Here is a 20,077-nt window from a genome sequence, read left to right as displayed (position 1 = left end):
CGCTTCGCTCCGGCGCCGCCGCGAGCCAAAACTGTGCCCCTGGTTCGCGGCCTCTCCGCTCCGCTCCGAACCGCTCACGCCGGCACCTCCGCTTCGCTCCGGCGCCGCCGCGAGCCAAAACTGTGCCCCTGGTTCGCGGCCTCTCCGCTCCGCTCCGAACCGCTCACGCCGGCACCTCCGCTTCGCTCCGGCGCCGCCGCGAGCCAAAACTGTGCCCCTGGTTCGCGGCCTCTCCGCTCCGCTCCGAGCCGCTCACGCCGGCACCTCCGCTTCGCTCCGGCGCCGCCGCGAGCCAAAACTGTGCCCCTGGTTCGCGGCCTCTCCGCTCCGCTCCGAACCGCTCACGGGATCAAGACTTTCGCCAGCTCTCCAGCAGTCTCGCCTGGAGGCCGAACATCTCGGCCTCCTCTTCGGGCTCGGCATGGTCGTACCCGAGCAGGTGCAGGATGCCGTGCACGGTCAGCAGCGCCAGCTCGTCGATCGCGGCGTGCCCGGCGGCGGCGGCCTGCTTGGCGGCCACCTCCGGGCAGAGCACGATGTCGCCGAGCAGCGCCGGCTCCCCGGAGCCCTCGCCGGGCCCGTGGTCGACGCTGCCCTCGTCCATCGGGAAGGCCAGGACGTCCGTGGGGCCGTCGCCGTCCATCCAGCGGTGGTTGAGCTCGGTCATGTACTCGACGTCGACGCACAGGATCGACAGCTCGGCGAGCGGGTTGACCCCCATCTCGTCGAGCGCGTGCCGGGCCACCGCGAGCACGGTGTCGGAGTTGACGTCGGCGCCGGACTCATTGGCGATCTCGATGGACAACAGGGCTCCCGTGGCTATCTGCGTCGCCCGGGCCGGCCGCCCTGTGCGGCGCGGTCCGGGACGGCACGCACCGGCTGCTGAGCCTCCTGCGCTTCGTCCCAGCGGGCATAGGCGTCCACGATCTCACTGACCAGCCGGTGGCGCACGACGTCGGCGCTGCCGAGCTGGGCGAAGTGGACATCCTCGACGCCGTCGAGGATCTCACGGACGACCCGGAGGCCCGAGCGGGTACCCCCGGGCAGGTCGACCTGCGTCACGTCGCCGGTGACGACGATCCGCGAGCCGAAGCCGAGTCGGGTCAGGAACATCTTCATCTGCTCGGGCGTGGTGTTCTGGGCCTCGTCGAGAATGATGAAGGCGTCGTTGAGGGTCCGGCCGCGCATGTACGCCAGCGGCGCCACCTCGATCGTCCCGGCCGCCATCAGTTTCGGGATGGACTCCGGGTCGATCATGTCGTGCAGCGCGTCGTACAGCGGCCGCAGATAAGGGTCGATCTTGTCGTAGAGCGTGCCGGGCAGGAAGCCCAGCCGCTCGCCGGCCTCGACCGCCGGGCGGGTCAGGATGATCCGGTTGACCTGCTTGGCCTGCAGCGACTGGACCGCCTTGGCCATGGCCAGGTAGGTCTTGCCGGTGCCGGCCGGGCCGATGCCGAACACGATCGTGTGCTGGTCGATCGAGTCGACGTAGCGCTTCTGGCCCAGGGTCTTGGGGCGGATCGTGCGGCCCCGCCGGGAGAGGATGTTGAGGGTCAGCACCTCGGCCGGGCGCTCGCTGGTGTTCTGCTGCAGCATGCCGACGGTGCGCCGGACGTTGTCCGCGGTCAGGGTCTCCCCCTTGCGCACCAGCTCGATCAGCTCGCTGAAGACGCGCTCGGCCAGCGCGTTGTCCGCGGCGGCGCCGGTGATGGTGATCTCATTGCCCCGCACGTGCACATCGCTGCTGACCGACCGCTCGACGAGCTTCAGGATCTCGTCGCCGGCCCCGAGCAGCCTGACCATGACGTGCGGGTCGGGAACGGTGATCTTGCTGATGGCCCGCACGGGCTGCTCCGACGACGTCGCCGGCACGGGGTTTGGGGTCTCGGTCATACCTTGGCCGCGGTGGGCCTCAAGCACCTGCTTCCGGGCTCGCTCCAACCTGGGCTCATGTCCAGGCTCTTCATGGTATCGGCTGCGAGCGCGAGCGACCGGCCCCATTTTTTGCTCCGTACGTGTTCAGCCGATCATGCTGTCTGTGACGAATCGACCACGGACCACCCACCTGGGCTGATAGGGAGGCAGTTGACCGATTCAAATAGGGGGCCGAAGCCATGGTCGAGCGCAACGGATACATCGACGGCGAGCCCTGCTGGGCGGATGTCGTGGCGGCGGACGTCCCGGCCGCCCAGCACTTCTACACATCCGTGTTCGGCTGGGAGTACGCCGACACCGGCGCCGACTTCGGCAACTACGTCATGTGCCTGCGCAACGGCCGGATCGTGGCCGGCATGAGCCCGCCGATGCCCGGGTCGGAGCAGCTGCCGGCCGCCTGGAGCCTGTACCTCATGTCCCACGACCTCGCCGCGACGTCCCGGCGCATCGAGGAGCACGGCGGCAAGATGCTCGTCGAGCCGATGGACATCCCCGAGAACGGCCGGATGCTCTTCGCGATGGACCCCTCGGGCGCCGCCTTCGGGGCCTGGGAGCCGGGCCGGCACACCGGCTCGCAGCTGTTCGACGAGACCGGCGCCCTGTGCTGGGCCGAGGTGACGACGCGGCAACCCACCGTGACCGACTTCTTCTACCACGGCCTCTTCGGATACCGGCAGACCACGATCGCCGGTACCGCCGACTCCGGGGACGAAGCGTTCGACTACTCAGCGTGGAGCCTCGGTGACGCCGACCCGGTCGCGGGCCGCCTCACGATGACCCCGGAGTGGGACGGCGTCCCGGCCCACTGGAGCGTCTACTTCGCCACCGACGACACCGACGCCGCCACCGGGCGCGTCGTGACGGCGGGCGGCCGGGTGCAGCACGGCCCGTTCGACTCCCCGCACGGCCGCCTGGCCGTGATCGAGGACCCCAACGGGGCCGTGTTCACCATGATCAGCCGCTAGAAGGCGTGGCCGTCGAAGGCCTCCTGGCCCCGGCTGAAGCGGTACGTCGCCCAGTGCATCCGCACCACGGTGCCGTCGGCGTCGCGGGTGAGCCGTAGCAGCTCCCCCGCCTCCCGCCCGGACACGGTGCGGAACACGTCCGGCGCCCCGTCGACGACCGCGAACACGGCCGGCGGCCGCTTGCCCGGCGCGTCGATCGAGCGCGCGTGCAGGGTGCCGTCGCGCCAGCTGAAGCCGTACTCGAAGCCCTCGCTCCACCACCGCCCGAGCACGCTGCGGTACTGCGCCGGCGCGGGCGGCCCGGGGACCCACGGCGCGATGTCGGCGGGGTCGTGCTCGACCACGGCCTCGAGCAGCTCGTGCGGCAGCTCGAAGATCTCGCCGGCGGTACCCGAAGAGCCCAGCGCGGCCGCCGCGAGCGCCTTGGGCGTGGCTCCCCCGCCGGCCCGTCCGTAGGCGCCGGCGAGGAACCCGGGCATCACCCCGTCGTGCCCGACGTGCACGACCCGCTCGGTGCCCGGGCGCGGGTGCAGGATCAGGCCGAGCCCGAAGCCGCGGGCCCACAGCACGTCCTCGGTCACCACCTGCGGCGCGCGCATCTCCTCGACCGTCGCCGCGGACAGCACGGTGCCGTTGGGGTCCATCTCGCGCGGGTCGGACAGGAAGGCGGCCCAGCGGGCCAGGTCGGCCGCGGTGCTCCACAGCTGCGCGGCCGGGCCGACGGCGCCGAAGTCGGTCGACGGCTCCGGGTGGGCGTAGTCGGACCAGGCGTCGACCTGGTAGCCGGTCACCGGCCGCTGCGGGACGACCGCCGTGTCGTTCAGGCCGAACGGGTCGAGGATGCGGTCCTGCAGCACCTCGGCCCAGGTGCCGCCGCGCAGCCGCCCGACCAGGTGCCCGAGCAGCGCGATCGCCAGGTTCGAGTAGTGGAAGCGCAGCCCGGGCCGCAGCACCTGCTCGGCCCGGTCCAGCCGGCCCAGCAGCTCCTCCAGGTCGGGCGCCTGCATGGTGTCCCAGACGTCGCCGAACGGCTCGCGCTGCAGGCCCGAGGAGTGCGAGAGCATCCGGCCGACGGTGAGCTCACCGTGGGCCTTCACGGGCAGGTGGCGGGCGATCTGGTCGTCGAGGTCGAGCAGCCCCTCGTCGCGGCACTGCATGACGAGTACCGCCGTGAAGGTCTTGGTGATCGACCCCATCCGCAGCTGGCTGCCGGCGTCGACCCCCTCGCCCACCTGTAACGTCCACATCGGACGGTCGGCCCGGTGGACCGCGACGCTCAGGGCCGGCACGCGGGCGTCGGCCTGGACGCGGCGGGCGATCCGCTCGTACCGCTGCGTCGCCTTCACCGCGCCACCATCGGCCCGATCCGGACGCCCCCGAGCACGTGCCCGTGCGCGTGGAAGACATCCTGGCCGCCGTCGGCGCCGGTGTTGAAGACGAGCCGGAACCCGCTCGCCGCCACCCCCTCGGCCGCGGCCACCGCCGCGGCCGTGGCGAGCACCTCGCCGGCCAGGCCCGGGTCGGCCACGGCGAGCGCGGCGACGTCGGCGTGGTGGGCCTTCGGGATCACCAGCACGTGCACCGGAGCCTGGGGGTGGATGTCGCGGAAGGCCAGCGTCGTGGCGGTCTCGTGGACCACCGTCGCCGGAATCTCGCCCGCGACGATGCGGCAGAACACGCAGTCACTCGTCACCAGGGCATCCTAAGGACCATGACTGCTCAACGAGTCCTCATCACCGGCGCGGCGCGTGGCATCGGCGCCGCGATCGCGCACGCCTTCGCCGCCGCTGGGGCGCGCGTGGCCGTCCACCGCCGCTCGCCCGGCCCGCTCGACCTGCCCGGCGAGGGCCACACGGTGGTGACCGGCGACCTGGCGGACCCGGATGCGGTACGCGCACTGGTCGACGCCGCCGCCGACGCCCTCGGCGGCCTGGACGTGGTGGTGAACAACGCCGCCGTGTACCTCGAGCACAAGATCACCGAGGTGTCGTACGAGGAGTGGCAGGCCGCCTGGCGCGACACCCTGGCCGTCGACCTCCTGGCCCCGGCGAACGTCTGCTGGTGCGCGGTGCGGCACCTGGGCCCGGGCGGGCGCATCGTCAACGTCAGCTCGCGGGGCGCCTACCGCGGGGAGCCGGACCACCCCGCGTACGGCGCGGCGAAGGCGGCCCTCAACGCCATGACCCAGAGCCTGGCGCGGGCCCTCGGGCCGCGGGGCATCGCCGTGTCGGCGGTCGCGCCGGGCTTCGTGGCCACCGGCCTGGTGGCGGGCCTGCTCGCGTCCGCGGAGGGCGACGCGATCCGGGCCCAGAGCCCGTTCGGCCGGGTGGCGACGCCGGAGGAGGTGGCGGCGGCGGTGCTGTACCTGGCCTCGCCCGGGGCCGAGTGGTCCTCGGGCGCGGTCCTGGACCTCAACGGCGCGAGCTACTTCCGCTGAAGCGCCGGTTACCAGCGACTGCCTTCGCCGAAGCGCCGGCCACCAGCGACTGCCTTCGCCGCAGCGCCCGCTACCAGCGCCCGAGACGGACCGACAGGGCGGCCACCGCGGCCGCCCCCGCCGTCGAGGTCCGCAGCACCTCCCGGCCCAGGCGCACCGGCGTGCCCCCGATCAGGTCCAGCTCCTCCGGGGCGACCCCGCCCTCGGGCCCGACCACCAGCGTGATCTCCCCGGACGCGGGCAGCCGCACCGACGACAGCGGCTCCGCCGCCTCCTCGTGCAGGACCAGCACGGGGCCGGCGAGCGCGAGCTGCTTCGTGGTGCGCGCGGGCTCGACGACCGGCACCCACGAGCGCCGGGACTGCTTGGCCGCCTCGCGCGCGGTCGCGCGCCAGCGCTCCAGCGGCCGCTCGTCCTTCCAGCGTGCGATGCTCCGCGCCGCCTGCCAGGGCACGATGCGGTCCACGCCGACCTCGGTCAGCAGCTGCACGGCGAGCTCGGCCCGCTCCCCCTTGGCGATGCCCTGCACCACGGTCAGCGCCGGGTCGGGGGCGGGCTCGAACGTGTGCTCGTCCAGCTCCAGCGTCAGCGCGCCCTTGCGGGCGGCGGCGACCACGGCGCGGACGACGCCGCCGCGCCCGTCGGCCAGCAGCAGGGCCTCGCCGGGTGTGATCCGCTGCACATCGGCCGCATGGTGGCCTTCCGCCCCGTCAAGAACGAACGACGGACCGGGCGGCAGCGCGGGTACCAGAAAAAGCGGCAGGCTCACGCCGCGCCAAATCTGTGCCCCCGGTGAGCGGCCTCTCCGCTCCGCTCCGAACCGCTCACGCCGGCACCTCCGCTTCGCTCCGGCGCCGCCGCGAGCCAAAACTGAGCCTCTGGTGAGCGGCCTCTCCGCTCCGCTCCGAACCGCTCACGCCGCCTCCGCTCCGCTCCGGCAGCGCGAGCCAAAACCGTGCCCCCTGGTGAGCGGCCTCTCCGCTCCGCTCCGAACCGCTCACGCCGGCACCTCCGCTTCGCTCCGGCGCCACCGCGAGCCAAAACTGAGCCTCTGGTGAGCGGCCTCTCCGCTCCGCTCCGAACCGCTCACGCGTGCCCGTTGAAGGCGTCGCGCATGCGCGAGAAGAAGCCGCCCTGCTTCGACAGCTCCGCGACCTCCTCGCCCCGGGTGCGGGCGAACTCGCGCAGCAGCTTCTCCTGCTCGGGCTCCAGGCGCGTCGGCGTGCGCACGTCCAGGTGGACGTAGAGGTCGCCGCGGCCGGCGCCGCGCAGGTGGGGCACGCCCTTGCCGCGGATGCGCAGGGTGGACGTCGGCTGGGTGCCGGCCTTCACCTCGACCGTCTCCTCGCCGTCGAGGGTCTTGATGGTCAGGCGGGTGCCGAGCGCGGCCGCGGTCATCGGCACGGTGACGCGGCAGTGCAGGTCGTCGTCCTTGCGGGAGTACACGTCGTGCGGGCGCTCGTGGATCTCGACGTAGAGGTCTCCGGGCGGGCCGCCGCCGGGGCCGACCTCGCCCTGCTGGGCCAGGCGGATGCGCATGCCGTCCTCGACGCCCGAGGGGATCTTGACGGTCAGCGAGCGGCGGGTGCGGACCCGGCCGTCGCCGCCGCAGGTCCCGCACGGGTGCGGGATCACGGTGCCGAAGCCCTGGCAGGCCGAGCACGGGCGGGCCGAGACGACCTGGCCGAGGAAGGTGCGCTGGACCGACTGGACCTCGCCGCGGCCCTGGCAGATCTCGCAGGTCTGCGGGTGGGTGCCCGGCGCGGTGCCGGCGCCCTGGCAGGTGGTGCAGACCACGGCGGTGTCGACCTGGATCGGGGCCTCGACGCCGAACGCGGTCTCGTGCAGGTCGAGGTCGAGGCGCAGGATCGCGTCGGCGCCCGGGCGCACGCGCGGGCGGGGGCCGCGGGCCGACTGGGTGCCGAAGAAGGCGTCCATGATGTCCTGGAAGCCGACGAACGCGCCGCCGGCGGGGCCGCCCCCGCCGCCGCTGGGCGCGAGGGGGTCACCGCCCAGGTCGACCATCTCCCGCTTGCGCGGGTCGGACAGGACCTCGTACGCGGCGTTGATCTCCTTGAACTTCTCCTGCGCCGCCGGGTCGGGATTCACGTCCGGGTGGAACTCGCGGGCCAACCGACGGTAGGCCCGCTTGATCTCATCGGCCGTGGAGTCCCGCTTGACGCCGAGAATCCCGTAATAGTCCTTCGCCACTGAGTCCTATGCCCCTGAGATAGATGTCAACTCTGTGCCAGCAGGTCGCCGACGTAGCGTGCCACGGCGCGCACGGTCGCGATGTTTCCGGGGTAGTCCATGCGGGTCGGGCCGAGCACGCCCATCCCGCCCACGACCATGGTGCCCGGTCCGTAGCCGGTGGCCACGATCGAGGCGGTGCGCAGGTCCTCGATCTCGTTCTCGTCGCCGATGCGCACCCGGGTCATGCTGGGCTCGACCTCGCCGAAGAGCTTGAGCAGGATGACCTCCTCCTCGAGCGCCTCGAGGATCGGCCGCAGCGAGCCCTGGAAGTCCAGCAGGCCGCCGCGCGCCAGGTTGGCGGTGCCGGCGAGCGCAATGCGCTCCTCGGACCGCTCGACCAGGGTCTCCAGCAGCACGGTGGACAGGGCCGTCATCGGCGGCCGCAGCGCCGGTGCCGTCTCCTCGACGAGAGCCACCACGAGCGGCGGCGTGTCGGCCAGCCGCCTGCCGACGAGCTTCTCGTTGATCAGGCGCCGCAGCTCGGTGACGTCGTCGGCCAGGATCGGCCCGGGCAGGTCGACCAGGCGCTGCTCGACCCGGCCGGTCTCGGCGATCATGACGACCATGATCCGCGTGGTCGAGATCGGCACCAGCTCGAAGTGCCGCACGCTGGCCCGCGACAGGCTCGGGTACTGCACCACGGCCACCTGCCGGGTGAGCTGCGCGAGCAGCCGCACCGTGCGGTGGACCACGTCGTCGAGGTCGACCGCCCCGATCAGGAACCGCTCGATGGCCCGGCGCTCGGCCTGGCTCAGCGGCTTGACCCGGGAGAGCTTGTCGACGAAGAGCCGGTAGCCGGCGTCGGTGGGCACCCGGCCCGCGCTGGTGTGCGGCTGCCGGATGTACCCCTCCTCCTCCAGCACGGCCATGTCGTTACGGACCGTCGCCGGGGACACCCGCAGGTTGTGCCGCTCGACGAGCGACTTGCTCCCGACCGGTTCCTGGGTGGCGACGTAGTCCTCGACGATGGCGCGAAGCACTTCGAGCTTCCGCTCGTCAAGGCCCATGACACCTCCTCCAGGACTGGCACTCCCAACTGGTGAGTGCCAGTCTACGTCAGTCGCGCAGGGGCACGCGATGATCGTTTGGCGCACGATAGACGCCAACGGCGCTGGACTGGGCAAAAGTTGTCCAAAAGAAGTCATGACGTGTCGCTGGCGCCACTTGATCGATGCACCTACCGTGACCCCCATGAGTGAACCACCTCGTCCGCCGGGGGATTACGGCCCGCCCTCGGACCCCAATTCCGGGTACCCCCCGCCGTCGAGCGGTGGCGGGGCCTACGGCACCCCGCCCACGTCGGGTGCCGGGTACGAGCAGCCCGGGTACCAGCAGCCGGGATATCAGCAGCAGCAGCCCGGGTACCAGCAGCCCGGCGCGTACCAGCAGCCCGGGTACCAGCAGCCCGGGTACCAGCAGCCCGGCGCCTACGGGCAGCCCGGTGCGCCGGTCGGCTACGCCAACAGTGACGAGAAGACGTGGGCCCAGATCGCCCACTTCGGCGGCCTGGTCGGCTTCATCGGCCCGCTCATCGCGCTCCTCGCGAAGGGCAACGAGTCGCCGACCGTCAAGGCGCACGCGACCGAGGCGCTGAACTTCCACATCACGTGGGGCATCGCCATCCTCGTCTCGGCGATCATCGCGGTCTGCTCGTTCGGCATCCTGTTCTTCCTGCCGCTGCTCGTGTGGATCGTGCCGGTGGTCTTCGCGATCATCGGCGGCATGAAGGCCACGAACGGGGAGCTGTACCGCTACCCGATGAGCATTCGCATGATCAAGTAACACCCCGGGAGGGCGCGGGCTCACGTCAGGGCCCGCGCCACCCCGTCGGCGAGCAGCCGCCCCCGCAGCGTGAGCACCGCGCGGCCGGCCGCGAACGCCGACGGGTCCAGCTGCCCGTCGGCCAGGCAGTCGCGCGCGCCCGCGAGCCCGGCCGCGTCGAGCACCGACAGCGGCAGGCCGTCCGCGAGCCGGATGCGCAGCAACACGTCCTCCAGATGCCGTTCATCCGGCGTCAGTACCTCACGAGCCTGCCCCGGCGAAGCGGAGTCCGCGAGCCGCGCGGCGTAGGCGTGCGGGTGCTTCACGTTCCACCAGCGCACCCCGCCGACGTGGCTGTGCGCGCCCGGGCCGAACCCCCACCAGTCCCCGCCGCGCCAATACAGCTCGTTGTGCCGGCACGGCGAGTCGCGCGACCAGTTCGACACCTCGTACCAGCCGAAGCCCGCCGCATGCAGCGCCTCGTCGGCGGCGATGTACCGGTCGGCGGCCACGTCGTCGTCGGGGTACGGCAGCTCGCCCCGGCGCATCCGGGCGGCCATGCGGGTGCCGTCCTCCACGATGAGCGCGTACGCGCTGACGTGGTCCACCCCCGCGTCGACCACGGTGCGCAGGGACGCCGCGAAGTCCTCGGGCCGCTCCCCCGGCGTGCCGTAGATCAGGTCGAGGTTGACCCGCTCGAACCCGGCTGCGCGCGCCTCGGCCGCGGCCAGGGCCGGCCGGCCGGGCGTGTGCCGGCGGTCCAGCACGGCCAGCACGTGCGGGGCGGCGGACTGCATGCCGAGGGAGATGCGGTTGAAGCCGGCCGCGCGCAGCTCGCGCAGCCCGGCCGCGTCGACGGACTCGGGGTTGGCCTCGGTGGTCACCTCGGCGCCGGCGGCCAGGCCCCAGGTGCGGTCGATGCCCGCCAGGATGCGCCCGAGCTCGGCCGGGGGCAGCAGCGTCGGGGTGCCGCCGCCGAAGAAGACGGTGTCCACGCGCGGCGGCCGGACCACCTTCGCGGCCAGGGCCAGCTCGTCGAGCACCTGCTCGGCGTAGCCGGCGCTGAGCACGCCCTCGCTCGCGGTGTACGTGTTGAAGTCGCAGTATCCGCACCGCGTGGCACAGAAGGGCACGTGGACGTACACCCCGAAGCCCGCGCGACCGGCTCCGTCGGCGACGCCGGCGGGCAGGCTCCCGTCGCGGGGCATCGGCTCGCCTTCTGGCAGTGATCCGGGCATCCCACTAGTGTGCCCGCATGTCTCTGGTGCTCTCGGAAACCGTGCGGGGCGTGGCGACGCTCACCCTGGACAGCCCGCCCAACCGCAACGCGCTGTCCACGGCCCTGATCGAGGAGCTGCTCGCCGCGCTGGCCGCGGCCGACGCCGACGACGCGGTCCGCGCGATCGTGCTGACCCACACCGGGCCGGTCTTCTCCTCGGGTGCCGACCTGAAGGAGACGGCCGCCGCGTTCGGCTCCGGCCGCCCGCCGGTGAGCCGGCTCGGCGAGGTGCTGGCCGCGATCTGGGAGAGCCGCAAGCCGGTCGTGGCCCGGGTGGCGGGGCCGGCCCGGGCAGGCGGCCTGGGGCTGGTCGCCGCGGCCGACATCGCGGTGTGCGCGAGCACGGCCACGTTCGCGTTCTCCGAGGTGCGCCTCGGCGTGATCCCGGCGGTGATCTCCGCCACAGTCCTGCCGCGGCTGGACCGGCGGGCCGCGGCCGAGCTGTTCCTGACCGGCGCGACGTTCGACGGCACCCGGGCCGAGCGCATCGGGCTGGTGAGCGCCGCCGTGGCTCCCGAACAGCTCGACGCGGCCGTCGAGGGCTACGTGCGCGACCTGGTGCGGGGCGCCCCGCGGGCCTTGGCCGGCGCGAAGGAGCTGCTGCGCCGGCCGCGGTCCGATACGTTCGGTGACGAGGTCCGCGCGATGACCGAGCTGTCGGTGTCGTACTTCGGTTCCCCCGAAGGAGTCGAGGGAATCCTCGCATTCCGCGAGAAAAGAGACCCGAACTGGGTACCGGACGGCGCCGCCTGACCGCGCACGGTGGCCCGTGGCACGTACGCTGTTCGACCTGATGTGTAGGAGGTGACGATGCGTGCAGGACGACTGCTGACGGTGGCGGTCCTGGCGGCCGTGGCCGTGGCGCTGTGCGCGTACGTCGTCATCAACCGCATCGGCGAGAACCTCCCGCTGACCATCGCCACCGGCCGCGCCTGCGTGGTGAGCGCGGGCAACGCGGCCGCCGGGGCCACCGCGGGCGCCGCGGAGGTCGAGCTCGACGCCGAGCAGCTGGCCAACGCGGCCACCATCACCGCCGTCGGGCTGACCCGCAAGGTCCCGTCCCGCGCCCTCGTCGTCGCGCTGGCCACCGCCTGGCAGGAGTCGAAGCTGGAGAACCTGACCGGCGGCGACCGCGACTCGATCGGGCTGTTCCAGCAGCGGCCGAGCCAGGGCTGGGGCACGCCGGAGCAGATCGCCGACCCCCGCTTCGCCGCCGGCGCCTTCTTCACCGCCCTGCTCAAGATCAAGGGCTGGGACAAGATGCGGGTCACCGACGCGGCCCAGCAGGTGCAGCGCAGCGCCCACCCGGACGCCTACGAGAAGTGGGCCGACGAGTCCGAGATCATGGTCAAGGCGCTCAGCGGCGAGGTGCCCGGCGCGGTCGCGTGCTCGGTCACCGAGGAGTCCAGCCACGGCCCCGAGGCGGCCCGCTCCCTCGGTGCCAGCCTGAAGCTGGACTGGGGCAGCGTGAAGACCGCCGACGTGAACGACATCGTCGGGGTGGCGCTGAAGGTCGGCGAGGCGAAGACCGGCTGGCAGTACGCGCACTGGCTGGTCGCCCACGCCCAGGAGCGCGGCGTGAAGCGGGTCGTCTATGGCGACATGCAGTGGACGGCCTCCGGCGGCGCCTGGGTCCACGTGACGGAGCGTGGCGGCATCGATGCCGGTCCGGGCGGGGAGCGGGTCGTCGCCGAGGTCTACTGAAGACCTTGACGTTGCGCGCGAGCAGCGGGTTGTCGCCCGTTCGGACATTGTCCGGTGGCCAACTCCCGAGTCGGCCCCGCATGCACCTCGCGTTACCATCGGTCGTTCGAGACATCGCGAGCGCACGACGAAGGTAAGGGGAGGACATGACGTCCGCTGCACCCGACTACGGCGACCTCACCGGCTACGAGCCGATCGGCGAGGCTGACCGCAAGGAGTTCCTCGAAAACGGCTTCCTGCTGGTCCGCAACGTCCTCAAGGAGGACCACCGGGCCGAGCTCGAGGCCGCGATGGACCGGGTCTACGGGGAGGAGAAGGCGGCCGGCTCCAAGAGCATGAAGAAGGACGGCACGCTGCACCTGCTGGGCTTCCTCAACCGCGACGAGCTCTTCGGGCACCTGCTGACCCAGCCGACCATCTTCCCTTACATGTGGGGCCTGGCCGGGTGGAACATCTACACGCACCACAACCACCTCGACGTGACCCCGCCGACCTCCGAGGAGGAGCCGCCCTCGTGGGGCTGGCACCAGGACGGGTACCGCCAGAACTCCGACCCGGAGACCATGGACCCGAACCTCCCGCGGCCCATGTTCTCGCTGAAGGTCGCCTACGTGATCTCCGACCTCTCGGAGACCGGCCGGGGCGCCACGAAGGTCATCCCGGGCAGCCACCTCTGGAACTCGCTGCCCCGCCCGGCCGACACCACGGTGCACAACCCCGACCCCGAGGGCACCGTCGAGATCACCGCGAACCCCGGTGACTGCTTCATCTTCGACCGCCGCCTCTGGCACTCGCGGTCGCCCAACTACTCCGACGTCACCCGCAAGATGCTGTTCGTCGGGTACACCTACCGCTGGATCCGCATCCTCGACGACATGCCGATCGACTTCGACGGCGAGTGGTGGAAGAACCGCACCCCGGTGCAGCGGCAGCTGCTCGGTGAGGCGAGTCACACCGCGAACTACTGGGGCATCAACTGGAACGGTTACATCGACGAGGAGATTCCGCTCCGCAAGGAGCTGAAGACCCGCGGCCTGCTCGACCGTTCGATTCCCTGGCTCCGGTAAAATCGGCGCACGTAAACGCGAATGGCCCCCGGTCGAAACCGGGGGCCATTCGCGTTTTGCAGATCTTGAAACTTACAGGGCGCGGCGGCCACGGCCGGCGAACCCGGCCACCAGGGCCACGCCGATGGCGGCGACGACGACCTGGCACAGCAGCTCGCCCCAGTCGACACCCGGGGTGTCGGTGGAGATGCCGATGGCGTTGGCGATCAGGGTGCCCAGGAAGGCGGCGATGATGCCGACCACGATGGTCAGCCAGATCGGCATGTTCTGGCGGCCGGGGACGACCAGTCGCCCGAGCACACCGACGATGAGACCGACGATCAGCGCGGTAATGATTCCGGTGACAGTCACTGGTCTTCCTCCTTGAAAAAGCTCAACCAGGGGGCGTTGCTTTGCGGTTGAACTTGTATTGCCCGACGCCTCAGCGACCCAAACGCGACCTGCTTCGAAGTACGACCGGATTGCGCAAAACCGCGTCCATCGTCGGAAACGCCATCTCGGGCGGGTCGGCCAGCGACAACCACGTGTACTCGCTGCCCTCGGCCGGATCGAGGTCGATCTCGCCGGCGGTGATGGTGGCCAGCCAGAAGCAGTCCAGCACCGGCAGCCGCTCGCCCTGGAAGTCGTACGAGCCGATGAACATGCCGGCGAACTCGCCGAGCTCGACGGTCACGCCGAGCTCCTCCCGGGCCTCGCGCACGGCCGCGTCGGCGGGGTGTTCGAAGGCGTCGCAGAAGCCGCCGGGCAGGTCCCAGAAGCCCGCGCGCGGCTCCCGGACCCGCCAGATGGCCAGGAACGTCCCGTCGCGCACGATGATGGCGGTGCCGGTCGGGCGCGGGTTGAGGTAGCTCTCGTAGCCGCAGGCGGCACACCTGGCGGGCAGCGCACCGGTGGACGCGCCGCAGCGGGGGCAGTGCCGGCCCGCCGGGCCCGTCACTTCTTGGTCTTGTCGCCGCTCGGCGCGTCGGAGGTCGACAGGGCCGCGATGAACGCCTCCTGCGGCACCTCGACCCGGCCCACCATCTTCATGCGCTTCTTGCCTTCCTTCTGCTTCTCCAGCAGCTTGCGCTTGCGGCTGATGTCACCGCCGTAGCACTTGGCGAGCACGTCCTTACGGATGGCGCGGATCGTCTCGCGGGCGATGATCCGGCTGCCGATGGCGGCCTGGATCGGCACCTCGAACTGCTGGCGCGGAATGAGCTTCTGCAGCTTGCCGGCGATGGTGACGCCGTAGTTGTACGCCTTGTCCTTGTGCACGATCGAGCTGAAGGCGTCGACCGGCTCGCCGTGCAGCAGGATGTCGACCTTCACCAGGTCGGAGGCCTGTTCGCCGGAGGGCTCGTAGTCGAGGCTCGCGTAGCCCTTGGTCCGGCTCTTCAGCTGGTCGAAGAAGTCGTAGATGATCTCGCCCAGCGGCAGCGTGTACCGCAGCTCGACGCGGTCGGCGGACAGGTAGTCCATGCCGAGCAGCGTGCCGCGCCGGCCCTGGCACAGCTCCATGACCGCGCCGACGAAGTCGTTCGGGGTCAGCACCGTGGCCCGGACGGTCGGCTCGAAGATCTCGCCGGTCTTGCCGTCGGGGAACTCGCTGGGGTTGGTGACCGCGACCTCGGTGCCGTCCGTGGTGATCACGCGGTACACCACGTTGGGCGCCGTGGAGATCAGGTCGAGGTTGAACTCGCGCTCCAGCCGCTCCTGGATGATCTCCAGGTGCAGGAGGCCGAGGAAGCCGCAGCGGAAGCCGAAGCCGAGCGCGAGGCTCGTCTCGGGCTCGTACACCAGCGCGGCGTCGTTGAGCTTGAGCTTGTCGAGGGCGTCGCGCAGCAGCGGGTAGTCCGAGCCGTCGATCGGGTACAGGCCCGAGTACACCATCGGCTTGGGGTCCTTGTAGCCCCCCAGCGCCTCCGTGGCGGGCCGCGCGTTGATGGTGACCGTGTCGCCCACCCGCGACTGGCGCACGTCCTTCACGCCGGTGATGAGGTACCCCACCTCGCCCGCCCCGAGCCCGGTGCTCTTGATCGGCTCGGGCGAGATGACGCCGATCTCCAGCAGCTCGTGCACGGCGCCGGTGGACATCATGCGGATGCGGTCGCGGGCCTCGATCCGCCCGTCGACGACCCGGACGTAGGTGACCACGCCGCGGTACACGTCGTAGACCGAGTCGAAGATCATCGCCCGGGCCGGGCCCGGGGTGTCGCCGACCGGGGCCGGCAGCTGCCGCACGATCTCGTCGAGCAGGTGCGCGACGCCGACGCCGGTCTTGCCCGAGACCCGCAGGCAGTCGTCCGGCTCGCAGCCGATCAGGTGGGCCAGCTCCTCCGCGTACTTCTCCGGCTGCGCGGCCGGCAGGTCGATCTTGTTGAGCACGGGGATGATCTGCATGTCGTTCTCGAGCGCGAGGTACAGGTTGGCCAGTGTCTGCGCCTCGATGCCCTGGGCGGCGTCGACGAGCAGGACGGCGCCCTCGCACGCGGCCAGGCTGCGCGAGACCTCGTAGGTGAAGTCCACGTGGCCCGGCGTGTCGATCATGTTGAGGACGAACTCGTCGCCGGCCTGGCCGCCCTCGCGGACCCGCCAGGGCATGCGCACGGCCTGGCTCTTGATCGTGATGCCGCGCTCGCGCTCGATGTCCATGCGGTCGAGGTACTGCGCCCGCATCTGCCGGACGTCGACCACCTCGGTGAGCTGCAGCATCCGGTCGGCCAGGGTCGACTTGCCGTGGTCGATGTGGGCGATGATGCAGAAGTTGCGAATCCGGTCCGGCACGGTGGCGCCGGGGCGGTTCACGCCGGGGTCGATCGTCGGTGGCACAGGCTTCCGTTCTCCATCGGGCTGGGATCAGTTACATCGTCCCACGCCCGCCGCGAATCCGGCTCATGGCCGTGCCTCGCGGGGGATCTCCCCGACCGGCTCTTCCGGGAATCCCGGGCGTTCCCCGCATAAACCGGGCACCATTGGGTACCTGACCCAGGTCGGAACGCCACCGAGAGGCCCATGAGAGCCGGTCGAGAGGACATCGAGAGGCCTGCATCGAATACTGGACCGCGGTCCCCCGGGTCACGTCCGGAACGGGGGTCGGCGAGACAGGTCGCGCGCCCGGCCTCGCCGACCGGACGCCAGTGGGACCGCTGAAGGCACGCTCCGGAGCGAGGCCCCCGAGGGTCGTCAAGTCAAGAAGAGCTGGGCGTCAGAGCAGTGCGCCCTCGTCGTGGAGCCAGTCGACGAAGCCCAGGGCCACCACGGCCGCGCAGTCGACGAGCTCGGCGACGAGCGCATCGTGCGCGCCCGACAGCAGCGGCACCTGCATCTCGGCGTAGATGGGCAGCTGGCCGCGGTCCGTGGCGTCACCGACATAGGCCTTGTAGAAGCGCCGCGTGTGGTTCCACTCGTTGATCACCCGGTAGGCGCGATCGACCCAGTCCGGCGGGACCGTCCCATGCGGCCGGGCCCGGATGACCAGGATCTCGTCCGACGGCCCCTCCAGCGCGAAGAGCACCGCGTGGCGCTCCCACAGCGCGAGCAGGCTGCCGTCGCCGTCGGTCAGGTATCGGATGTCGAGCTGCTCGAGGGCCTCCGCGACCCGTGGCAGTGTCACGGGCGCTATCCCGCCCGCGAGTTCCTCCTGCGGCTTCTCGCACACTCCGTCGATCGTCGGGGTCACATCTTTCCGCGGCAGCTGAGCGACGTTCGAGTCGGTCTTCGACCCGCTCGCCTGCTCCGCCCGCCATGGCCACCTTGGCATCGTCCCGGCTCCCTGCTCCCCCGTGCGCCTCCACCCGCATGTGCGGTCCGTCGCCAACCGGATTCGCTCGGCGGTGGACCCGAAAGAGGACGGTACCCGTTCGGTCGAGTTTCAGCAGCCCCCAATTTCACCCTCGTACCACCCGTTCGGGTGAGGGTCTTATAGCCGTCTATCCGATGAGCAGTGATCCGCCACCGCGATGCCAGGCAGAGCCATATGCGCAGGCCAGGGCCGTCCATGGACCCGAAATCCGAACATCGACGAAGTCTTGCGGACCCGGTCCGACGAAACCCATCCGGATGACTGCCTGGACGAGACGCTGCGTGACGGGTATACGCCGGCCGGCGTCGGTGGTGACCACGATGGGTTCATGATCGAGCAGGGTGTCGCGCAGCATCCGGGAGCCGACCGGGCGGCCGCCGACCCCCTCGGCGGCGGCGGTGCGCAGGGTCTCGGCGGCGGCCGCGCCGACCCGGTGGACGTCGGGCGCCGGGATGCGCTCGACGGCCTCGCCGGGCACCGTGGGCAGCGACCATCGCCAATCCGTGTCCCGCGATGCGGGAAGCTCGCCATCGACGGACGTCAGTAGATCACCGGCCGCGACGGTCCGGTCCGAGGCGACGGTCGCCGGCAGCGCCCGGCACACCAGCACCCCCCAGGGCAGCCGGGACCAGAGCACGAGAACGCCCTGGCCGGCGGGCCGCAACCGGGCCATCGCCCCGGGGTCCAGGCGGACCACCCGGGAGAGGAAGGCGACGGCGTCGGCGCGCCCGGAACCCGTTATCCAAGCCATGGTGAGAGGAACTCGCGCTCGATGTCGCGGACCCGGCGGGGACGCCCGGCCTCGAGGTCGTAGGGCACGCAGACGGTCCGCGCCCGGGACGCGAGATCGTCGCCGTCGAAGAGCTCGTAGGCCACCGTCAGCCGGGAGACCCGGATCTCCTCGATCCACAGCTCGATGCGCACCGGGTCGCCGTAGTCGATCGGCCGGAGATAGTCGATCTCATGACGTGAGATGACGATCCCGTTCTCGAACGACTCCAGGCCGGCCGCCCGGGCAGCGGTGAACATCAGCGCAACGCGCGCCTCCTCGTACAGGGTGAGGAAGCGCGCGTTGTTGACGTGCCCGTACGCGTCCAGGTCGGACCAGCGCAGGGCGCAGTGATAGATGAAGCGTCCCACTACTGTCAGTCGCGGGTCAGCTTGCGGTACGTGACACTGTGCGGCCGGGTGGCCTCGGGGCCGAGCCGGTCAACTTTGTTCTTCTCGTACGACTCGAAGTTGCCCTCGAACCAGAACCATCTGGCCGGATCCTTGTCGTCGCCTTCCCAGGCCAGGATGTGGGTGGCGACCCGGTCCAGGAACATCCGGTCGTGGGAGATGACCACGGCGCAGCCCGGGAACTCCAGCAGCGCGTTCTCCAGCGAGGAGAGCGTCTCGACGTCGAGGTCGTTGGTCGGCTCGTCGAGCAGCACCACGTTGCCGCCGATCTTGAGCGTCAGCGCGAGGTTGAGCCGGTTGCGCTCGCCGCCGGAGAGCACCTTGGTCTGCTTCTGCTGGTCGGGGCCCTTGAAGCCGAAGGCGGCCACGTAGGCCCGCGAGGGCATCTCGACCTTGCCGACCATCAGGTGGTCCAGGCCGTCGGAGACGACCTCCCACACCGTCTTGTCGCCATCGAGGCCGGAGCGGTTCTGGTCGACGTAGGACAGCTTGACCGTCTCGCCGACCCGCACCTGACCGGCGTCGGGCTTCTCCAGCCCGACGATGGTCTTGAACAGCGTCGTCTTGCCGACGCCGTTGGGGCCGATGATGCCGACGATGCCGTTGCGGGGCAGCGAGAACGACAGCCCGTCGATCAGCACGCCGCGCTCGTCGAAGCCCTTGACCAGGCTCTGGGCCTCGATCACCAGGTTGCCCAGGCGCGGGCCCGGCGGGATCTGGATCTCCTCGAAGTCGAGCTTGCGGGTCTTCTCGGCCTCGTTGGCCATCTCCTCGTAGCGCTCGAGGCGGGCCTTGGACTTCGTCTGGCGGGCCTTGGCGTTGGAGCGGACCCACTCGAGCTCCTCGGTGAGGCGCTTCTGCAGTTTCTGGTCCTTGCGGCCCGCGACCGCCAGCCGCTGGGCCTTCTTCTCCAGGTAGGTCGAGTAGTTGCCCTGGTAGCCGTGCACCTGGCCGCGGTCGACCTCGGCGATCCACTCGGCGACGTGGTCGAGGAAGTACCGGTCGTGGGTGACGGCCAGCACGGCGCCGGCGTACTTCTGCAGGTGCTGCTCCAGCCAGTTGACGCTCTCGGCGTCGAGGTGGTTGGTGGGCTCGTCGAGCAGCAGCAGGTCGGGCGCCTCGAGCAGCAGCCGGCACAGCGCGACGCGGCGGCGCTCGCCACCGGAGAGCTGCGTCACATCGGCGTCGGGGGCCGGGCAGCGCAGGGCGTCCATGGCCAGCTGGAGCTTGGAGTCGATGTCCCACGCGTCGGCGTGGTCGAGCTCCTCCTGCAGGCGGCCCATCTCGTCCATGAGCTCTTCGGTGTAGTCGGTCGCCATGAGCTCGGCGACCTCGTTGAACCGCGCGAGCTTGGCCTTGGTCTCGGCGACGGCCTCCTCGATGTTGCCCAGGACCGTCTTGCTCTCGTTGAGCGGGGGCTCCTGCAGCAGCATGCCGACGGTGTACCCGGGCATGAGCCGCGCCTCGCCGTTGCTGGGCTTGTCCAGCCCGGCCATGATCTTGAGCAGGCTCGACTTGCCGGCCCCGTTCGGGCCGACCACACCGATTTTGGCGCCAGGCAGGAACGACAGCGTGACGTTGTCGAGCACGACCTTGTCGCCGTGCGCCTTGCGCGCCTTCTCGAGCACGTAGATGTACTGAGCCACGGTGCGCCCCTACCTCCGGTAGCTTTCGTGTGCGGAATCGGCTCAATCTTTCCAGGCCCGCGCCGAA

21 protein-coding genes are annotated in these 20,077 nt (G+C 71.1%); 6 read left to right on the top strand and 15 right to left on the bottom strand.

What is annotated here, in order from left to right:
* Positions 1 to 349: 349 nt before the first annotated feature.
* Together ybeY and AB0B76_RS30020 are read right to left on the bottom strand one after the other, a co-directional pair.
* Entirely contained in the window at positions 350 to 805 is a 456-nt protein-coding gene (gene ybeY, locus AB0B76_RS30025; RefSeq protein ID WP_360381790.1) for an rRNA maturation RNase YbeY, read from the bottom strand.
* A 14-nt stretch (positions 806 to 819) separates the two neighbouring features.
* Positions 820 to 1,893, bottom strand: coding sequence for a PhoH family protein (locus AB0B76_RS30020; RefSeq protein WP_360381789.1), 1,074 nt, complete (start codon positions 1,891 to 1,893; stop codon positions 820 to 822).
* Between the two features lie 221 nt (positions 1,894 to 2,114).
* Here AB0B76_RS30020 and AB0B76_RS30015 point away from each other — a divergent pair, with 221 nt between their 5' ends.
* Positions 2,115 to 2,900, top strand: coding sequence for a VOC family protein (locus tag AB0B76_RS30015; RefSeq protein ID WP_360381788.1), 786 nt, complete (start codon positions 2,115 to 2,117; stop codon positions 2,898 to 2,900).
* On the opposite strand, the gene AB0B76_RS30010 is transcribed toward AB0B76_RS30015, so the two are convergent.
* The gene (locus tag AB0B76_RS30010; RefSeq protein ID WP_360381787.1) at positions 2,897 to 4,246 is read right to left on the bottom strand and encodes a serine hydrolase domain-containing protein; all 1,350 of its coding nucleotides are present in this window, start codon (positions 4,244 to 4,246) and stop codon (positions 2,897 to 2,899) included. The genes AB0B76_RS30015 and AB0B76_RS30010 overlap by 4 nt on opposite strands.
* Positions 4,243 to 4,596, bottom strand: coding sequence for an HIT domain-containing protein (locus AB0B76_RS30005; RefSeq protein WP_360381949.1), 354 nt, complete (start codon positions 4,594 to 4,596; stop codon positions 4,243 to 4,245). The genes AB0B76_RS30010 and AB0B76_RS30005 overlap by 4 nt, the downstream gene beginning before the upstream one ends.
* Positions 4,597 to 4,611: 15 nt before the next feature.
* On the opposite strand from AB0B76_RS30005, the gene AB0B76_RS30000 reads away from it, so the two are divergent.
* Positions 4,612 to 5,337 carry an SDR family oxidoreductase gene (locus AB0B76_RS30000; RefSeq protein WP_360381785.1) on the top strand — a complete coding sequence of 242 codons (726 nt, stop codon included), beginning with the start codon at positions 4,612 to 4,614 and terminating at the stop codon, positions 5,335 to 5,337.
* Positions 5,338 to 5,407: 70 nt separating this feature from the next.
* Here AB0B76_RS30000 and AB0B76_RS29995 read toward each other — a convergent pair whose 3' ends face one another.
* The 3 genes from AB0B76_RS29995 to hrcA all read right to left on the bottom strand — a co-directional run bounded on the left by AB0B76_RS29995 (position 5,408) and on the right by hrcA (position 8,597).
* Positions 5,408 to 6,106 carry a 16S rRNA (uracil(1498)-N(3))-methyltransferase gene (locus AB0B76_RS29995; protein ID WP_360381784.1) on the bottom strand — a complete coding sequence of 233 codons (699 nt, stop codon included), beginning with the start codon at positions 6,104 to 6,106 and terminating at the stop codon, positions 5,408 to 5,410.
* 317 nt (positions 6,107 to 6,423) lie between these two features.
* The gene (dnaJ, locus tag AB0B76_RS29990; RefSeq protein WP_360381782.1) at positions 6,424 to 7,548 is read right to left on the bottom strand and encodes a molecular chaperone DnaJ; all 1,125 of its coding nucleotides are present in this window, start codon (positions 7,546 to 7,548) and stop codon (positions 6,424 to 6,426) included.
* A 26-nt stretch (positions 7,549 to 7,574) separates the two neighbouring features.
* The gene (gene hrcA / locus AB0B76_RS29985) at positions 7,575 to 8,597 is read right to left on the bottom strand and encodes a heat-inducible transcriptional repressor HrcA (protein WP_360381781.1); all 1,023 of its coding nucleotides are present in this window, start codon (positions 8,595 to 8,597) and stop codon (positions 7,575 to 7,577) included.
* A gap of 184 nt (positions 8,598 to 8,781) precedes the next feature.
* Here hrcA and AB0B76_RS29980 point away from each other — a divergent pair, with 184 nt between their 5' ends.
* Positions 8,782 to 9,372, top strand: coding sequence for a DUF4870 domain-containing protein (locus AB0B76_RS29980; protein ID WP_360381779.1), 591 nt, complete (start codon positions 8,782 to 8,784; stop codon positions 9,370 to 9,372).
* A 20-nt stretch (positions 9,373 to 9,392) separates the two neighbouring features.
* Here AB0B76_RS29980 and hemW read toward each other — a convergent pair whose 3' ends face one another.
* The gene (gene hemW, locus AB0B76_RS29975) at positions 9,393 to 10,589 is read right to left on the bottom strand and encodes a radical SAM family heme chaperone HemW (RefSeq protein WP_360381777.1); all 1,197 of its coding nucleotides are present in this window, start codon (positions 10,587 to 10,589) and stop codon (positions 9,393 to 9,395) included.
* Between the two features lie 17 nt (positions 10,590 to 10,606).
* Between hemW and AB0B76_RS29970 the strand changes: the two genes are divergently transcribed.
* The 3 genes from AB0B76_RS29970 (at position 10,607) to AB0B76_RS29960 (ending at position 13,401) form a co-directional block, all read left to right on the top strand.
* The gene (locus AB0B76_RS29970) at positions 10,607 to 11,383 is read left to right on the top strand and encodes an enoyl-CoA hydratase-related protein (protein WP_360381775.1); all 777 of its coding nucleotides are present in this window, start codon (positions 10,607 to 10,609) and stop codon (positions 11,381 to 11,383) included.
* Between the two features lie 57 nt (positions 11,384 to 11,440).
* On the top strand, positions 11,441 to 12,334 hold the full coding sequence (locus AB0B76_RS29965; RefSeq protein WP_360381774.1) for a hypothetical protein: 894 nt from the start codon (positions 11,441 to 11,443) through the stop codon (positions 12,332 to 12,334).
* A gap of 146 nt (positions 12,335 to 12,480) precedes the next feature.
* Complete coding sequence (locus tag AB0B76_RS29960) at positions 12,481 to 13,401, top strand: phytanoyl-CoA dioxygenase family protein (RefSeq protein WP_360381772.1); 921 nt, start codon at positions 12,481 to 12,483, stop codon at positions 13,399 to 13,401.
* A gap of 72 nt (positions 13,402 to 13,473) precedes the next feature.
* Here AB0B76_RS29960 and AB0B76_RS29955 read toward each other — a convergent pair whose 3' ends face one another.
* The 7 genes from AB0B76_RS29955 to ettA form a co-directional block, all read right to left on the bottom strand.
* A complete protein-coding gene (locus AB0B76_RS29955) occupies positions 13,474 to 13,752 on the bottom strand; it encodes a GlsB/YeaQ/YmgE family stress response membrane protein (protein WP_360381770.1) in 279 nt (92 codons plus the stop codon).
* Between the two features lie 70 nt (positions 13,753 to 13,822).
* Positions 13,823 to 14,338 carry an NUDIX domain-containing protein gene (locus AB0B76_RS29950; RefSeq protein WP_360381768.1) on the bottom strand — a complete coding sequence of 172 codons (516 nt, stop codon included), beginning with the start codon at positions 14,336 to 14,338 and terminating at the stop codon, positions 13,823 to 13,825.
* Positions 14,335 to 16,212 (bottom strand): translation elongation factor 4, encoded by a 1,878-nt coding sequence (gene lepA, locus AB0B76_RS29945; RefSeq protein ID WP_360381767.1) that lies wholly within the window; start codon positions 16,210 to 16,212, stop codon positions 14,335 to 14,337. Before lepA ends, AB0B76_RS29950 begins: the two co-directional genes overlap by 4 nt.
* Before the next feature lie 376 nt (positions 16,213 to 16,588).
* Positions 16,589 to 17,143 (bottom strand): YbjN domain-containing protein, encoded by a 555-nt coding sequence (locus tag AB0B76_RS29940; protein WP_360381766.1) that lies wholly within the window; start codon positions 17,141 to 17,143, stop codon positions 16,589 to 16,591.
* 169 nt (positions 17,144 to 17,312) lie between these two features.
* Positions 17,313 to 17,936, bottom strand: coding sequence for a hypothetical protein (locus AB0B76_RS29935; RefSeq protein ID WP_360381764.1), 624 nt, complete (start codon positions 17,934 to 17,936; stop codon positions 17,313 to 17,315).
* Positions 17,924 to 18,325 (bottom strand): thioesterase family protein, encoded by a 402-nt coding sequence (locus tag AB0B76_RS29930; protein WP_360381762.1) that lies wholly within the window; start codon positions 18,323 to 18,325, stop codon positions 17,924 to 17,926. The genes AB0B76_RS29935 and AB0B76_RS29930 overlap by 13 nt, the downstream gene beginning before the upstream one ends.
* A gap of 5 nt (positions 18,326 to 18,330) precedes the next feature.
* Entirely contained in the window at positions 18,331 to 20,010 is a 1,680-nt protein-coding gene (ettA, locus tag AB0B76_RS29925; protein ID WP_360381761.1) for an energy-dependent translational throttle protein EttA, read from the bottom strand.
* Positions 20,011 to 20,077: the final 67 nt, after the last annotated feature.

It is taken from the genome of Dactylosporangium sp. NPDC049140, from assembly GCF_040648435.1.
Note: the sequence above shows the minus strand (reverse complement) of the source record. Positions and strands in the feature narration are given on the sequence as shown.

What these genes read in the sequence shown, in the direction of transcription:
- AB0B76_RS30020 (WP_360381789.1), bottom strand. Translation starts at nt 1,893, where the DNA reads ATGACCGAGACCCCAAACCCCGTGCCGGCGACGTCGTCGGAGCAGCCC.
- AB0B76_RS29940 (WP_360381766.1), bottom strand. Translation starts at nt 17,143, where the DNA reads ATGCCAAGGTGGCCATGGCGGGCGGAGCAGGCGAGCGGGTCGAAGACC.
- AB0B76_RS30000 (WP_360381785.1), top strand. Translation starts at nt 4,612, where the DNA reads ATGACTGCTCAACGAGTCCTCATCACCGGCGCGGCGCGTGGCATCGGC.
- AB0B76_RS29935 (WP_360381764.1), bottom strand. Translation starts at nt 17,936, where the DNA reads ATGGCTTGGATAACGGGTTCCGGGCGCGCCGACGCCGTCGCCTTCCTC.
- hemW (WP_360381777.1), bottom strand. Translation starts at nt 10,589, where the DNA reads ATGCCCGGATCACTGCCAGAAGGCGAGCCGATGCCCCGCGACGGGAGC.
- AB0B76_RS29970 (WP_360381775.1), top strand. Translation starts at nt 10,607, where the DNA reads ATGTCTCTGGTGCTCTCGGAAACCGTGCGGGGCGTGGCGACGCTCACC.
- AB0B76_RS29980 (WP_360381779.1), top strand. Translation starts at nt 8,782, where the DNA reads ATGAGTGAACCACCTCGTCCGCCGGGGGATTACGGCCCGCCCTCGGAC.
- AB0B76_RS29965 (WP_360381774.1), top strand. Translation starts at nt 11,441, where the DNA reads ATGCGTGCAGGACGACTGCTGACGGTGGCGGTCCTGGCGGCCGTGGCC.
- hrcA (WP_360381781.1), bottom strand. Translation starts at nt 8,597, where the DNA reads ATGGGCCTTGACGAGCGGAAGCTCGAAGTGCTTCGCGCCATCGTCGAG.
- AB0B76_RS29960 (WP_360381772.1), top strand. Translation starts at nt 12,481, where the DNA reads ATGACGTCCGCTGCACCCGACTACGGCGACCTCACCGGCTACGAGCCG.
- AB0B76_RS30015 (WP_360381788.1), top strand. Translation starts at nt 2,115, where the DNA reads ATGGTCGAGCGCAACGGATACATCGACGGCGAGCCCTGCTGGGCGGAT.